The following is a 16,680-nucleotide window of genomic DNA, read 5'->3' on the forward strand; positions in this document are numbered from 1 at the left end:
CAGCTTTGATTATGGTGTAGCGCTTCTATTTTCGCTTTTGGTGCTGGCTCTGGGGATGATGTTTTCCAGAAGTGGTAAGAGCATGAAGTCCTTTTTCGCGGCGGGTGGTGCCGTGCCCTGGTGGGTAAGTGGGCTCTCACTGTTCATGAGTTTCTTTTCGGTAGGAACCTTCGTGGTGTGGGGCTCCATCGCTTACGCCGATGGCTTCGTGTCAGTCATGATTCAAACCACCATGGCGATATCCGGCCTGGTCATCGCTCTGGTGATCGCGCCGGCCTGGAACAGAACCCGTGCCCTTACTGCAGCAGAATTTATCTCCCGCCGACTGGGCGATAGCGTACAGCGAAAATTCTCGGCCATGTTTTTACTGATTAATCTATTCACAGCGGGCGCGTTTCTGTACCCGGTGGGTAAAATTATTGAAGTGACGACAGGGCTGCCGTTGGAGGTCGCCATTCTCGCACTGGGCGTTTTTATCATTGCCTACACCGCCGTGGGCGGGCTTTGGGCGGTACTGGTGACGGATGTGCTTCAGTTCACTGTGCTCAGCGCGGCAGTAGTGATCGTCGTTCCGTTGTCTCTCGGGGCGGTCGGCGGTATGTCAGGATTTCTGGACAAGGTGCCAGAGGGCTTCATGGCACTGCACAACGACGAATACAACCTGATCTTTCTCGCGGCCTTTACGGTGTACAACATCGTGTTTATCGGTGGGAACTGGGCATACGTGCAGCGCTACACCAGTGTGTCCAGCCCACGCGATGCGCGCAAAGTGGGCTGGCTTTTCGGTGGGCTCTATTTACTGGCGCCCGTGGTCTGGATGATCCCGCCAATGGTGTATCGCGTTCTGGATCCTTCTCTGGCGGGCACCCAGGCGGAGGATGCGTATTTATTGATGAGCCAGAAAGTGGTTCCAGCCGGGTTATTGGGCCTGATTCTCGGTGCCATGATTTTCGCGACCGCCAGTTCGGTGAATACCACCATCAATATTGCGGCGGGCGTTTGGACGCACGATATTTATCGCCATTTCAAGAGGCAGACCAGTGAGCGGGAAGTCATGCTGATGGCCCGTTTCTCCACTCTGGTGTTCGGTTGCATGGCCATTACCGTCGCGTTGCTGGTTCAGACCATGGGAGGCATCGTGTCGGTTGTACTGACCGTGGCGGCCTTAACCGGGGCGGCGATTTATTTGCCGCCGATCTGGGCTATTTTTTCCCGACGGCAAACGGGAGTCAGCATTCTAACCACGACGATAGGCAGCCTGGCCACCAATATCTTTCTTAAATTTGGTTGGCCGTGGATCGGTGGTGACGCGTTGACCCGGTCGGCAGAAATGCTGGTGGGTGTATCCGTTCCGGTCGTGTTTCTTCTAGGGTTTGAGTTGTGGTACGCCTGGCGGAAAACCAGTAATCCGAACTATGAGGCGTACCTCGACTATCGCGCGACGCTAAACGCGACTGCTGATGGCGATGCGGCCTCGGCGGACGCCAACCGTTACGCCGTTCGCATATTGCTCGTGGGTGTTGCCATGATTGGAATGTTGATTGCGGTGCTCGGTGTGTTGGCGGAGTCCGCCAGGCTGGCTACGCTGTTGGTCGGTGTGGTGATTTTCATACCGGCGGTCTGGGGTCTTAAGCCGCTGCGGTGGTTCGCCAAGAAAAGTAGGGTGTAGTAAAGGCGGCGCCGCGTTTGCCAGCCAATATGCTGGTCAACGCGGTGCAGCATTATGGGTTCGATCTGACTTTGTTAGGAATACAATTATGTTGTTACACGATGCTTCGCCCGAGGGGCGCCAAAATACCATCAAGCGTATTGATGCAGAGCTGGTGGTTATCGGAGGAGGACTATCTGGCTGCTGTGCGGCCATATCGGCGGCACGAGCGGGAAAAAAGGTCTGTCTGATCCAGGACCGACCTGTGTTGGGGGGTAATGCTTCCAGCGAGGTTCGCCTCTGGAGCCTGGGCGCCACCTCCCACATGGGCAACAACAACCGCTGGTCCCGGGAAGGGGGCATTATCGATGAGTTGTTGCTGGAAAACCTCTATCGAAACCCGGAAGGAAACACCGTAATCTTCGATACCGTGTTGCTCGACAAAGTTCGTTCGGAGAGCAACATTACATTGCTACTAAACACCGCCGTGTACAACACGTTAAAAGACAGCGCGCGTCATATTACTTCCGTACAGGCGTTTTGTTCGCAGAACTCGATTACGTACGACGTCCATGGACACTATTTCTGCGACGCGTCCGGCGACGGTCTTGTGGCCTTTCAGGCGGGGGCGGCGTTTCGGATTGGCGCCGAGTCCCGCGAGGAGTTCGATGAAAAACTGGCTCCGGAAAAGGCAGATACGGAGCTGCTGGGACATTCTATCTACTTCTACAGCAAGGATGTTGGCCGTCCGGTGAATTTTGAGCCTCCTTCGTTTGCCAGTATTGACAAGGTGACACTGGATCGTATCAAACGCATTCGCCGGGACGATATAGGGCCACGCCTATGGTGGCTGGAATACGGTGGAAATTGCAACACAATCGAGGAGACCGAGGAAATCAAGTGGGAACTATGGAAAATTGTCTACGGCGTGTGGGATTACATCAAGAACAGCGGCAACTTCCATGGTGTGGAAAATCTTACTCTGGAATGGGTCGGCACTATTCCTGGGAAGAGGGAAAGTCGCCGTTTCGAAGGCCTTTACATGATGACCCAGAAAGACATAGTTGAGCAGAGCCATTTCCCCGACGCAGTATCCTACGGAGGATGGTCAATTGATCACCACCCTGGTGACGGAGTTTACAGTAACAAGGCGCCGTGCCGTCAGTTTCACTCGAAAGGGGTTTACCAGATACCTTTACGTTGCATGATAAGTAAGGATATCGACAACCTTTTCTTTGCTGGACGGATCATCAGCGCCAGTCATATCGCGTTTGGATCCACGCGTGTGATGTGTACCTGTGCGCACGGTGGTCAAGCTGTCGGCCAGGCCGTGGCGTTATGCGTGGATAATGGCTTACAACCGAAGGAGCTGCTCAAAGCCACGAATCTCGAGCTGCTGCATAGCAGGCTAAATGAGATGGGGCATTACATTCCCGGCGTTCCATACGTTCAGGACGATAATCTGGCTAGTAGTGCCAGGTTGGAGGCATCCAGTGAGCTAGTACTGGAAGAAATTCCCAAAGGTAGTTCATGGGTGTCACTGGGTGTCTCCGCCGCTCAGTGGCTACCGATGAATGGTGGCACGGTTTACGCTGTTCGGAGTTATATAAGATCTACAGGGGAGAATCGCCTAAAAGTTCAACTCAGAGTTAGTTCCAAACGAGAGAACTTTACCCCGGATGTGGTGCTTGAAGAGGCAGACGTAGTGGTAGAACCGGGGGAGCAGGAGATCTTGATTAAATTCTCAAAAGCGGTGCCCGAAGACCAATACGGATTAATCTGCTTTTTGGGTAACGAGAAACTGGAAGTCGCTTGCTCCGATTATAGAATTACTGGCTTGGTGTCTGTATTCAATGGAAAGAATGAAGCAGTTTCTAATACTGGGGTGCAGGTGGCGGGGCCTGATAGTGGTATCGACGAGTTCGAGTTCTGGATTCCTGAACGAAGGCCGGACGGACGAAATCTAGCATTGTCAATGTATCCGCCAGTATCTGATTTTTCCGTACGTAATCTAATCAGCGATTATACGCGCCCCTTTTTAAGGTCTAATGCGTGGGTTGCAGCACTAGATGACGATGAGCCGGAAGTGATTCTTCGCTGGGATGAAGCACAGCTTATAAGCCGGGTTACGATCTACTTTGATACAGACCTTGACCATGCCCTGGAATCGTCGCTTTACCATCATCCTGAGCGAACGATGCCGTTCTGTGTGAGCGATTACGAAATATACTCCGATGATGACTGCTTGCTAAGAACAGTTAGCAACAACTACCTGAGCCGCAACGAAATTGTACTGGATGAGCCGGTTAGGACTAGTACTTTGTGCCTTCGGTTGAAGCGAAAAAACAACAAAGTGCCGGTATCTATCTTCGGTCTAAGCGTGAAGTAAATGGAAGGTGCATGATGGAAGACACGATCCTAGTTACCGGCGGGGCAGGTTTTGTTGGCAGTCACGCCTGTATCGCGTTGCATGAAGCCGGGTTCCGGCCCGTGATCCTGGACAATTTTTCCAACGCCAGTGAGAAGGTGCTGGATCAGTTGGAACGCATAACCGGACAGCGTTTTCCACTGGTGCGTGGCGACATCCGCGATGCCGCCACATTGCGCGACGCTTTTCAGCGCTATCGCTTTGATGCGGTGTTTCACTTTGCGGCGCTCAAGGCAGTCGGAGAGTCCGTGCGGAACCCGCTGGCTTACTATGAAAACAACGTCAGTGGCACTGTAATACTGCTTCAGGTTATGCAGGAGTGGGGCGTGCGGAGTTTGGTTTTCAGTTCGTCCGCGACCGTCTACGGTGAGCCGCGCTATGTACCCATTGATGAAACGCACCCCATCGGCTCCACGAATCCCTATGGTTGGACCAAAGTGATAGTGGAGCAGCTACTGCGTGATGCAGCCAAGGCAAATCCGAAATTCCTCGCACTAGCACTACGGTACTTCAACCCGGTAGGCGCTCATGAAAGTGGCCTGTTGGGGGAGGATCCCTTGGGGACACCCAATAATCTGGTGCCATTTGTCGCTCAGACGGCCATTGGTCGCCGCGATCATGTACCGGTCTTTGGTACGGATTACCAGACTGCCGATGGCACAGGCGTGCGTGATTATATTCACGTCATGGATCTGGCCGAGGGGCATGTCGCCGCCTTTCGAACTCACCACGAGGACTCCGGATTCAAACCCTATAACCTGGGCACCGGGCGCGGCAGTTCCGTACTCGAAGTCATCAGCGCTTTTGAAAAAAGTTGTGGCGCACGCATCCCCTGGAAATCGGCTCCCCGCCGGCCGGGAGACGTCGCAGTGAACTGGGCCGACCCGGCCCTGGCCATCAAACGATTTAACTGGCGAGCCTGGCGGGACCTGCAAACCATGACAGACGATGTCTGGCGCTGGCAGTCCGCCTACCCCAACGGCCTTCAGGAGCGGACGTTATGAGCACGCTTTCCACCGGCGTACACCGCCGCAAGAATCTACTGACCGGTGATTGGGTACTCGTATCGCCGCACCGCAACGATCGTCCCTGGAAAGGCGCAACCGAATCGACTCTGACCACCGAGACGTCCGCTTACCAACCGGATTGTGCGCTCTGCGCGGGGAATGCGCGTGCTAATGGCGAGCATAACCCTCGGTACCTTGAGACCTTTGTCTTTACCAACGACTTTTCGGCCCTGTTAGGGCCGGCAGTGACGCGCGTGTTCGAGGGTGAAGACGCGCTGTGGGTGAGTGAGGAAGTGTCCGGCGAGTGCCGCGTTGTCATTTTTTCTCCTGATCATAGTCAATCACTGCCGCGGATGGCCGAGGCGGAGATAGTCAAGGTGGTCGACACCTGGGTGTCGGAATTCAAACGTCTGAAAACGACCTTTCGTTGGGTTCAGGTGTTCGAAAATAAAGGTGACGTGATGGGGTGCTCACAGCCGCACCCGCATGGGCAGATCTGGGCGCATGACTTTGTGCCCTCGCTGGTTATGCGGGAGGATGATTGTCAGATGAACTACCATCAGTGCCATCATTCACCGCTGTTACTTGATTACGCCATGCGCGAGTCCCGCAGTGGGGAGCGCACAGTGGTGGAAAACGATGACTGGATTGCGGTGGTTCCGTACTGGGCGGCCTGGCCGTTCGAAACCTTGTTGCTGCCCAAACACCGCATCGCACGCCTCGACGATATGTCCGAGTCGTTGCAGCACACGCTGGCCGGAGCGCTTAAGGAGTTGACCGTTCGCTATGATAATTTATTTCAGTGCAGCTTCCCCTATTCCATGGGGTGGCACGGTGCGCCGAACCAATTGATCGACACGGCACACTGGCAACTACACGCACATTTTTTTCCGCCTTTGTTGCGTTCCTCCACTATCAAAAAGCACATGGTGGGCTACGAAATGCTGGCGGAGGCGCAGCGCGATCTGACGCCCGAAGCAGCCGCCAGCGCGTTGCGCGATGCCGGTTCAGTCCATTATTCAGAAAGAGGTTGATGCTTTGCAATTGTCCGATGTGACCGGTACTTCCGGCAGTTTTGAACTGGATGATGCCTTCGATATGCGAGGCGCGTTCCAGAAGGTGTATGGCGTCGCCGCGACCGGTGTGGTTTCCGCGCCGGGCCGGGTGAACCTAATCGGTGAGCATACCGATTACAACCAGGGCTTCGTCCTGCCGTGCGCGCTGGAGTTTCACACGCGCGTTGCCTTCCGTCCCCGCGTAGACAGTCGGGTTCAGGTCACCTCGTTGAACTACGGGTTCGAGACGGTTCGGTTTGATTTTGCGCAGGGGCTGCATCGCGGAGCGTGCGACTGGGCCAATTATATTGTCGGTGTTTACGATGTGCTGCTTAAGCGTGGCCATCGCCTCAGAGGGGCCGATCTTCTGATCATGGGCAATGTGCCGCAAGGCGCGGGCCTGTCCTCATCGGCCGCGTTGGAAGTGGCCGTGGGCGGGGCGTTGAACGTGATGAACGAATGCGGGCTGTCACCACAGGACATAGCCCAGGTCGGGCAGCAGACCGAAAACGATTTTCTCGACTGCCAAACCGGTATTATGGATCAGATGGTATCAGCTTGCGCGCGTCAGGGGCACGCGTTGCTGTTGGACTGTGAAGACCTGTCGACGCAACAGATTCCCATGGTGGCCGGTTACGAATTGTTGATTATTAACTCCAACGTCAAACGCTCGTTGGTCGGCAGTGAGTACAATCAGCGACGTCTGGATTGTGAAGCCGCCGCACAAGCGTTGGGCGTTACCAGCCTGCGTTACGCATCGGTCGAACGGTTGCGAGACGTACACGCTGATATGAGCGAAAACGCCTATCGTCGCGCCCTGCATGTCATCACCGAAAATGAACGCACCTGCCAGGCGGCGCAGGCGCTGGCCCGGAACGATTTCGCGACGCTGCGGGAGTTGATGTACGCCTCCCACGATTCGCTGCGCGATTATTTTGAAGTCACCGTTCCCGAGACCGATTTTCTGGTGGATTTGATTCGCGCCCACTCAGGCGACGCGGGTGCGGCCCGCATGACCGGTGGCGGATTCGGTGGCGCGGTGGTGGCGATGGTGGAACCCGCTCTGGTGGAAACCGTCAGCCAGGCGCTGCGCGAAGCGTATCCGAGAACGTTCGGATTGCAACCGGATATCTATCGCTGTCGCACAGGGAATGGTATGCGACTGGAATAAATCAGAACCATAAAGTGGCGGGGCTCCTTTCCATGACTTTCATATCGATGACGTTCATAACAATAATTTCCACCGTCTTAAAGCCGTCGTTGCGATGGTTTGCGCTGCTGTTACCGTTTCTGATGTACGCTGCCCCGGTGCTCGTTGTAGCCCAACCTGTGACCAAAGCAGGTACGGAAACAGCATTGAGCCTGCCGCCGGTATTTACAGACCATATGGTCTTGCAGCGCGATCAGGACATACCCGTCTGGGGGAAAGGTCAGCCCGGCAGGGACGTTTCGGTCAGTCTGAATAATGAGTCGGCGGTGGACACCACAGTACAGGCGAATGGCCGCTGGCAGGTGATATTGCCGGCGAAAAAAGCGGGTGGACCTTATGTACTGACGGTACAAAGCGAGGCTGAGCGAATCGAGTTCAAGGATGTCTTTCTCGGTGATGTCTGGCTGATGGCCGGTCAGTCCAACATGGCATTTCGGTTCCGTCATTCCGCGTTGGCCGAGCAGCAGGCGGCGCTCGCCGCCCTGCCCAATCCCCGGATCCGCTTGTTTGAAGTGCCCAAGGTGGTATCTGGTGGTAAACGACAGGAGCGCTCGCCCAAACCCTGGCAGGTTGCCAGTGCATCTGTTGTCAGTAACTGGTCGGCGGTCGCCCTGCATTTTGCGCTGGGGTTGCAACCGACGCTCAAGGATGAGCGTTCCTCTCCGGTGGCGGTTGGCATGATCAATTGCAGCCAGGGGGCCTCCCTAGTGGAAGCCTGGATGACCCCGGAGTCGTTGGAGTTGGCCGGCGGTGAGCCACGGCAGGTGCTCACGGATATCCGGCGTTATTATCGCAACCCGTCGGTGCTGCAAAAGACCATGCTGGCGAGCGTTCAGCCCTACGCGGTGAAAGGCGTGGTGTGGTACCAGGGAGAATCGAATGCAGCGCGAGCCGGTGATTATGAAAAACGGTTGTCAGCCATGATGACAGGTTGGCGGTCGCTGTGGCAGACACCCGATCTTCCCTTCCTGGTGGTGCAACTGCCGGTCTATCAGCCGCCCAATGACAGCAGCGGTGTTCAATGGGCTGAATTGCGCTCTGCGCAGGCGGCAGCGGTCGCCAGCACGCCGAAGGCCTGGCTGGCGGTGACCATCGACACCGGTGACAAGAATGATATTCATCCGGTGGAGAAAAAAACCATCGGTGACCGGCTGATGCAACTGGCGCGAGCAATGGTGTATGGGCACGCGGTGCCTTATCGGGGACCCGAACCCTCCGTTATCAGTTATCGGGGCAGCCGTGCTGAAGTAAGCTTTCGTTACGCTGAGGGCGGGTTAAGTGTCGTTGGTAATGAACCGCCCGCCGCCCTCTCGGTGCTGGGTTCTGACGACCATTGGCAGCCTGCCGAAGCCAGCGTAGAAGGAAACATCGTGGTCGTTCAACATCCTCAAGGTCAACCGATTTCAGGCGTTCGCCACGCCTGGTCCAACGCGCCGACGGTAAATCTTTATAACGCCCAGGGTTTTCCCGTCGAACCCTTTGAAAACCGTCAGCCGCGTCCGAACCACTGAGCGGCAATTCAAACTGTACCAAACCCGTAAACGCCCCCCGTTTACGTTGGAGACTTCCATGATAAAAAAGCAATGGCTCTTCTTTCCTTTCCATCGTTCCGAGCGCATGACGATGGGGCTGTTTACGCTGGTATTTTTGCTATTGGGAGTGGGGGGCTGCGATTCGGAGCCGGGCACCGACACCCAAACGTTGGTGGGAAAGACCTTAACGCTGCAGTGGCAAAACAGTGAACAAGGATGGCAGCTGGATCAGCTGGACATTCACGCCGGTGATCAGCAAGTGTCGTTGGCGACAACCAGTGCCGAGTACACCCTGTTGTACTCGGCGATCCCACCCGACAGCACACCGATGGAAATATCGGAAAATGGGAAAGTGTTGGAATTTCCCGAACCGATTTACCGGTATAACACGGAAGAGTGGGGCCAGATTACCCAGCCGGTGGCGATGAACCAGGCGGGGGAGGCGTTGACATTTTTTCCGGCCTTTGTCGAACGGCACCCGCAAGATGAGCAGGGTGGAAAGGATAAAAAAGGTGCGCTGGTTTTCAAAGAACATACCGAGCGCGCCGACATTGAAGCGCAGTGGCGGATGGATGAGCAGTACGATTCCGACGTCAGGGTACGGTTGACGGTGACGGCCAGGACCGACGGTTATTTTTCCGTTGCCACGCCAACGCTGGCGACGGTAGCCAAATCGGAATTGGCCTGGGGTGCCATTCCGGGGCATTTCCAGGGCGCCAACATTAACGACAGCCTGGTGCACGCTCTCGCGTACGGCCAGGGCATTCCCGATCGGCCCGTGCTGGTGCGCGAGCGCACCGCCACCACGCTCGCGCCGATGCTTAGTACGCAATCCGGTGTCACCCTGGCGGTGATTCCCGAGCCGGGAACGGGCCGCGATCCCTGGGAGCACGATCACATGACCCAGCATTCGTGGCAATTGGGACTGTCGTTGATGAATCGACAATCGCAGCTCACACCGAAAGTCTGGCATCCCGTACTGGGGGAGAAAGGTTCATTCCTGAAAAAAGGCGAGAGTGTCCAGTTTGAGTTTCGCTACAGTGTCCAAATGGCTGACTGGTTTTCGGTGTATCGCCACGCCGTGGAAGATATATACCGGTTTGATGATTTTCTGGCGTTGAAACGAACCCGGCAGTCCCTTACCGATCGTATTCTGTCCATGCACGATTATTTGCGGGATGATACGCGTTCCAAATGGCGGACCGAAATTGTGGAGGGCGTCACGCTGGGGGCGCAGGCTTACCTGGGTGGCGTGCTTAACTCGGATCGCGACGCCATGAAAAACTCCGATTACGGCGCCATGTGGATGCTGGCCCGTATTATGGATGACCCGGTGCTGAAGGAAACCCGGCTGCCGTACGCGAGAAACTTCAAACTGTTGCAGCAGCAATCCGAGCCTGGGTTCTATCACGGCGCGGCCAAAGGTCAGTATTTTCTCTCGAAAAGCAAAACCTTCACCGAAGAGTGGGGCGACTACGTTGAGCCCATCGCCATTACCTATTACACACTCGTGGATGTTGGCAATATCTTGCTCTTTGAACCCGACGATGAGGCGCTAAAACAGCGTTTGCGCGATGGTGCCGAACGGCTGTTGGCCTGGCAAAAGCCTGCGGGAAACTGGGCGGTCGCTTATGATCATACCAGCGAAGAACCGCTGTTCACCGAACTGGAAGACTTGCGTCCGACCTTTTACGGACTGGTGGTAGCGTATCGGATTCTCGGCGATGAGCGTTATCTACGTGCGGCACAGAACGGGGCGGACTGGTACATCCAGAACGCGGTCAATACGGGACATTTTCTGGGTGTGTGTGGGGACAACCGGTTTGTGCCGGACTTCGCTACCGGTCAAAGTGCGCAGGCGTTACTGGACCTCTATGAGCTGACTGACGAGACGCGCTATTTGGACGCCGCCAAGCGCGCGACACAGTTGTATACCCAGTCTATTTATACGCACCCGGTTCCGGACACGACAGGAAAAAAAGTTCATGGCGTGGGTCGGGAGGATTGGGAGATCTCCCAGGTGGGGCTCAGCAACGAACATGGCGGGGGCATTGGCTCGGCCAATGACAACGGCCCCATTTTGTTGGCCAGCCACGCCGGAATGTTTGTACGGATGTACCAGCTCACTGGCGAAACATTGTACTTGCACATGGCGCGTGCCGCCGCGCTGGGCCGTGATGCCTTCGTCGACCCGGACACCAGCACCGCGTCGTACTACTGGCAGGCGATGGACGCGGGCCCCGGTGCTTTTCCGCATCACGCCTGGTGGCAGATTGGCTGGATCACCGACTACCTGCTCGCCGAAGCCGAGCTGCGCTCGGGCGGTCAAATACAGTTTCCCCGTGGCTTTGTGACACCGAAGGTCGGGCCGCACCAAAGTTACGGCTTTGCACCCGGTGACGTCTATGGCACTCAGGCGTCTCTGATGCTTCGGCACGATAGTGTGAACAGCGATAATCCCTACGTGGATTTTTATATGGCGCTGTCCAACGACGAAAAACGCTTGTTTGTGTTTCTTCTGAACAATGACGATGAGCCGCAAACTGCGCAGGTGGAAGTAAATAGCACACCATTGTTGGGCCGTGAAGCGATTCGAACCCAGTTGCTCGATCAGGATGGTGCGCCCTTGTCAGATCCGTCAACGACCCCACCCGCTACGGTCACCATTCCCGCTTATGGACTGCGCACGCTGGAACTGTCAGCGGACGATACCGCACGCGCTAACTGAATTAGGAGAGTCTGTGATGATTTTAAAAAAGAGACAATACTGGACGTGGCTGCTGTGGCTTCCTTTCTGTGTACCGTGTCTGAGCAACGGGGAACATCCTGAAAGCACCGGGGTCTTTCTTGCCAGTCCGAGCGGGACTGTGCAGGGAGAGGTCTTTATCCAGGGTAGCCAGTTGTACTATCAGGTGGAGTTCAATCGTCACCGCGTTATTCAGCCCTCCCCGCTGGGCATTACCGTGGAGGGGCAATCGCTGGGCCGACATGCGTCGATTGAAAGCGTTGAGACAAAGCAGGTACATCATCAGTATCCAGTCCTCGGTGTTCATTCGGTGGCGCACAACCATTACCGTGAGGCTATGATGACCCTGCAATCGCCTTCACAGGCACACTGGTATTTGCAGCTGCGGGCTTATAATGACGGCTTTGCCTACCGCTACGTGATTCCTCAATCAGACGCATCAACCGTTACTGTGAACGGCGAGCAATCCAGCTGGACGCTGCCGGAGAACAGCGACGTGTGGTACTTCGAGCGTGACTCTGACTGGAAGCTGAAAACCTACGCGGGTGAATGGTTGAAAACCACCGTGAATGAACTCCCGGCGGTGTCGGCGAACGGGCCCGTGCAGGGGCCGCCACTTGTGGTAGAGCTTCCGAAACACCAAGGGTACGCGGTACTAACCGAAGCGGCGCTCTATAACTACAGTGGCATGCGGTTGCGGGCTCTCGGCCAGCGCCGGGTCCAAGCGGATTTTACCGAGGGCGAGCGTGGGTTTTCCGTGGCCACCGCGGATGGGGCGATGGATGGTGCGACGGTCACTCCGTGGCGAGTCACGATGTTAGGGGAAAACCTCGACGCACTGGTTAATTCGGATCTGATCACTAACCTCAACCAGGCACCGGATGAGTCACTGTTTGCCGAGACGGATTACATCAAACCGGGGCGTGCCATCTGGCGCTGGTGGAGCCGGGAAACCGGCACGCCGGAACAGGAGCGGCAGTTTGTCGACTACGCCAGTGAACTGGGGTTCGAGTACAGTCTGGTGGACGATGGCTGGGAGAGTTGGGAGAGCCCTTGGGCATCACTTGAGCAGCTCACTGGCTATGCCGACGGGAAGAATGTCAACGTTTTTGTGTGGAAAGACTGGAATCAGGTCAAGGATCCTTCTGGTGACTGGGACGCGTTGCGGGCGTTTCTGGATGGGGTACGCAAGGCGGGGGCTGTCGGTGTGAAACTGGATTTTATGAATGCGGAATCTATAGACCGTATCCGTTTCGAGGAAGCCGCCTTGCGATTGGCGGCGGAGCGAAAACTGATGGTAGTGTTTCACGGCATTCAAAAACCCACGGGCGAGGCACGCACCTATCCCAATGAAATTTCCCGGGAGGGAATTCGTGGTCTGGAGCTGAATCGTATGGATCAGCCCCTCCCAGCCAGTCACAATGCTGCCTTGCCTTTCACACGTTTTCTGGTTGGGCACGGTGACTATACACCGCTGGGCTACAGCCTGCCCGGCAACACCACCTACGCCCATCAATTGGCCACGGTGGTGATCTTTACCTCGCCTTTTCAAGTAATTGCCGAACATCCCGACATGTTATTGCATAACGATGACGTGTCGGCGGGGCTCGAATTGCTCAAAACCATTCCCGCCGTATGGGATGAGACGCGAGTGCTACCTTCCAGTCGTATTGGTGAGCTGGCCCTAATGGCACGACGTTCAGGAGACCACTGGTTTTTGGCGGCATTGAATGGCACTGATCAGCCGGTACGCATCGACGCGTTGGATCTGTCGTTTCTCGGTGAAGGAACGCACACCGCAGAGGTGGTGTTCAGTCCGGAACCCCGACGCTTGCAGAGAAATCAGGTGTCGACATTGAGCCGTCGCAGCGAGTATCCGCTGAAACTGCTGCCGCGAGATGGGATGGTGATGCGTTTCTCACCCACACATTAAGCGTGTTCCGGTGGTAGAAAACGGGCCGCGATGCGGCCCGTTTTTGTTGCGTCTGCTCCTTGCTGATGAGGAGTTATGGAACCACTGGCTGATACGGCTCATCCATCCAGTCCACCAGATGGCGGTCAGTGCCCGTTTGTCGATACAAGTCGGGGAAGCCCGGCTCGATTTGATCGGTGTCGTTATCCCAGCCTATGACCTGACGGGAGTGTGTAAACTGAATCGCACCCGCACCGCCGTACTCCGCGGGACCGGACGCGGTGGAGGACAGTGTGTTGGTCCGGGCCAGCGCATTGTTGCGTACCAGAACATCGCGTGCGGACTGCACGGAAATGCCGCCCCAGTTGGCGTCTTCCACAGTGTTGTTACTGATTATGAAATGACTTTGCCATTGAATGTCCAGCGGGTTGTCACCGGCGGAGATATTTTCCCGTCCACAAAAAAGGCTGTAACGATTTTGCGGTGTGTAGCGGTTGGTGAAAATACTGACGGCGGCAGGAGGCATAGTCGTCAGGGAGGTAATGGGAATCCACTGGCCGGTGTTCGCGATGACGTTATTATCGAAAATCACGTTGCGAGCCCCGGAGCCATTGTTGCCCCAGGAATTGGAGCACGCCTTTACATCAATCATCAGGGGAAATTTAACGCCTTGGTGGGAGGTGTTGAAAAACGTGTTGTGTGCGATCAACGCGTGAGGAGCAGAAAACTTCGCGCCGTTGCCGCGGTTTTCGCCAAAGGTTGAACCGATAATGACATAGTTACTGCTGAACCGGCTGCCGTTCGGATTAAAATGATGCACCATGGTATCGTGCCGATACACGGAGGGGGTATTGGTCGGAACGGGCGTAGAGAATTCCAGCAGAGCACAGGCGCGTGCGGTGGTGCTGCCGTTGCTGTAGTTCACCGTGCCATAGGTCGACCATTCCGGGTGTGTGCTGTCCACCACTTCTTTGCCGACCATCGTGCCGCGCCAAAGAAAGTTCATGTCCCGGTCACGCAACTCATAGATATCGCCCACTTCGGCCAGATCGACGGGACGAGGGTTCGAGGCATAACAAACGGACAGCGTGTGGGTGTCTACATACTTGGGGTTGAAACCCGTCAATTCCCGAATGACCATTCGATCCTCTGTGCCGCCGATGGCCTCCACGTTTTTAAACAGGTAATGCCCGCGATTGTGAAACAAAAAGATACCGTCCGCCTTGGTGGCCACCACGGCATTGGGGTCGGTCTCATTCGGGTCCAGAGTGGCTTTGAAATTCTTCACTTTCAGATATTGCACACCGCCAAAGGCCGCCAGGGCGTTTCCGGGGCTGGACGTAACGTGAATATTCTGGAGTGTCACGTGTTTTGAATGTTGCAGTGAAAAGGCCCGTTTCCCGCCGTAGTGGGCGACCAGATAATGCAGATCCGGGTCCACGGCGTCGTAAAACTCTGTACCGGCGCTGAGATCAATAATGGCGGACCCACTGGCCTGCACCTGAACGGTGTAGCTGCCGATATTGGCTTCCTCATGCGGGCCGACAATGCTGTCTGTACCGCTCGCGAGCGGGTGAAGGTTGGCAAAGGGCAGAAGCAGCGAAGACCCCGTGCCGGAATACTGACCCACTGCACTCAAGCTGTAACTCGTGTCCGGGGCGGCCCAGGTTGCCATCGCGCCCATTTCGTCAATGTAATCTCGATAGTCGCGGGCGCTGCCGGCCACGGGTGTCAGCTCCAGCTCGTAATTTCCGAGTTTTTCCACATTGACCTTGGTCTGAAACGGGTACACTTCATTGAAAAAATCCAGCGTGAAATTCCGGATTTCCACTCGCTCATTGCCGAGACCGGCGCTGTCTTTTTCCAGCCAGAACATATCCCGTCGGGCGGCGTGGATTAATTTGGAGCCGTTACCATCAATGATCAGATCCGTTTGTCCGGCCACATTAATGGTGTTGCCATAGAGGTTGCGATTGTCGCCCACGTAGAACTCGCCGTTCTCGGGAAACAGTATTTTCACGATCTTGCCATCGTAAGCGCTGTTGTTCCTGGCGTCGTTCAACGCGTCTGCGATGACTTGCTGGTTTGCCACGCCGTGGGTCATTACACCGGCTTCGCCACTGGGCGGCGTTTCATCGGCGATGTTGAATGGCATCCCGTTGGCGGGAATCAGGTCATCCAGGTATAGCGTAACGAGATCGACAGCGGCATCGCCTTCGGTGTGACCACTGGCATCCTGTGGTGGCGTAACCTCGAAGGCCCAGGGACCGCGGGTGGAATCCTCAATGTAGTCCGCCAGAAGCTCGTCCCCGCTCAGGGCGGTGGTATAGACGCGCACCTGATCGAATTGGCCTTGCAGGGCACGGGTGGGTGTGGACTCAAACGTTTGTCCCACGCGCAGTGTGCGAATCGCGGTGAGATCAATACCGGACACCGGCACTTCACCGAGTAACTCCGCGTTCAGATAAAAGCGCAGGTACTCATCGGCTTTGATCACCGCGCTGATTTGCATCCATCCTTGCGTAATGTCATTGTCGCGCTCGATGTGGTTGAACTTAGGCGAGGCCACGACACTGGTGGTGGAAAAACCGGGAATCCGGTTAAGGCCGTCGCCCTCGGAGTAAAAGCGCACGCGCTCGTTGTTGTATATCTGGAGTCCAATCCACTCGCCGGCGCTGTTTTGCAGCGAGATCAGGTAACCTTTGTCGTTGTCGACCGGGCGTACCCAAATGGACAATGTCATTTCTGTGACCGTGCTCATTTGCGTACTGGTAAAATCAGTTTCTAGTATCTGGTCATCGCTGAGTGCGTCACCCGTCAGGTTGAGTCCGCGCACAGCACCATGTCGGTCGGAGGCGGCGTTGGGGTCATCCAGAATCTCCACCGGGATGGGCGATTGATCATCTTCAAGTGTGAGGCTGCCCCACTGCACGATATCCAGCGTCTGCTGTTGTCCCGACCGGTCGCTGACCTCGGTGGATGAGGTGGAAATGTCATCAAGAGTCCAAAGTGCTATAAGGTTTGGGCGATGATCTTGTGCTAGGGCATCAGGAAGGGTTAGCAGTGTGATCGTTAAAAGAGCAACTGCACTGATGTATCGGTGCAGTCCAACACATTGGGTGCGGGTTAATGTTCCAGCGTT

At 55.8% G+C, this 16,680-nt stretch carries 9 protein-coding genes; 8 read left to right on the plus strand and 1 reads right to left on the minus strand.

All coding sequences use genetic code 11. The features are described 5' to 3' along the window. The first annotated feature begins 82 nt into the window (after positions 1 to 82). From OOT55_RS00305 to OOT55_RS00340, 8 genes are all read left to right on the plus strand, one after another. Entirely contained in the window at positions 83 to 1,669 is a 1,587-nt protein-coding gene (locus OOT55_RS00305; protein WP_265367207.1) for a sodium:solute symporter family protein, read from the plus strand. An 88-nt stretch (positions 1,670 to 1,757) separates the two neighbouring features. Further along, complete coding sequence (locus OOT55_RS00310; protein ID WP_265367208.1) at positions 1,758 to 4,037, plus strand: FAD-dependent oxidoreductase; 2,280 nt, start codon at positions 1,758 to 1,760, stop codon at positions 4,035 to 4,037. 11 nt (positions 4,038 to 4,048) lie between these two features. Next, on the plus strand, positions 4,049 to 5,080 hold the full coding sequence (galE, locus tag OOT55_RS00315; protein ID WP_265367209.1) for a UDP-glucose 4-epimerase GalE: 1,032 nt from the start codon (positions 4,049 to 4,051) through the stop codon (positions 5,078 to 5,080). Then, positions 5,077 to 6,117, plus strand: coding sequence for a UDP-glucose--hexose-1-phosphate uridylyltransferase (locus OOT55_RS00320; protein WP_265367210.1), 1,041 nt, complete (start codon positions 5,077 to 5,079; stop codon positions 6,115 to 6,117). Before galE ends, OOT55_RS00320 begins: the two co-directional genes overlap by 4 nt. A 4-nt stretch (positions 6,118 to 6,121) precedes the next feature. After that, positions 6,122 to 7,309, plus strand: coding sequence for a galactokinase (galK, locus tag OOT55_RS00325; protein ID WP_265367211.1), 1,188 nt, complete (start codon positions 6,122 to 6,124; stop codon positions 7,307 to 7,309). Positions 7,310 to 7,467: 158 nt separating this feature from the next. Then, positions 7,468 to 8,859, plus strand: a complete 1,392-nt coding sequence (locus tag OOT55_RS00330; RefSeq protein ID WP_265367212.1) for a sialate O-acetylesterase — start codon at positions 7,468 to 7,470, stop codon at positions 8,857 to 8,859. Between the two features lie 58 nt (positions 8,860 to 8,917). Beyond that, positions 8,918 to 11,608 (plus strand): beta-L-arabinofuranosidase domain-containing protein, encoded by a 2,691-nt coding sequence (locus OOT55_RS00335; protein ID WP_265367213.1) that lies wholly within the window; start codon positions 8,918 to 8,920, stop codon positions 11,606 to 11,608. A gap of 16 nt (positions 11,609 to 11,624) precedes the next feature. After that, positions 11,625 to 13,559 carry a glycoside hydrolase family 97 protein gene (locus OOT55_RS00340; protein WP_265368860.1) on the plus strand — a complete coding sequence of 645 codons (1,935 nt, stop codon included), beginning with the start codon at positions 11,625 to 11,627 and terminating at the stop codon, positions 13,557 to 13,559. Positions 13,560 to 13,632: 73 nt separating this feature from the next. Here OOT55_RS00340 and OOT55_RS00345 read toward each other — a convergent pair whose 3' ends face one another. Then, the gene (locus OOT55_RS00345; protein WP_265367214.1) at positions 13,633 to 16,470 is read right to left on the minus strand and encodes a LamG-like jellyroll fold domain-containing protein; all 2,838 of its coding nucleotides are present in this window, start codon (positions 16,468 to 16,470) and stop codon (positions 13,633 to 13,635) included. Positions 16,471 to 16,680 lie beyond the last annotated feature (210 nt).

The sequence above is a fragment of the Marinimicrobium sp. C6131 genome (assembly GCF_026153455.1).
GTDB lineage: Bacteria > Pseudomonadota > Gammaproteobacteria > Pseudomonadales > Cellvibrionaceae > Marinimicrobium.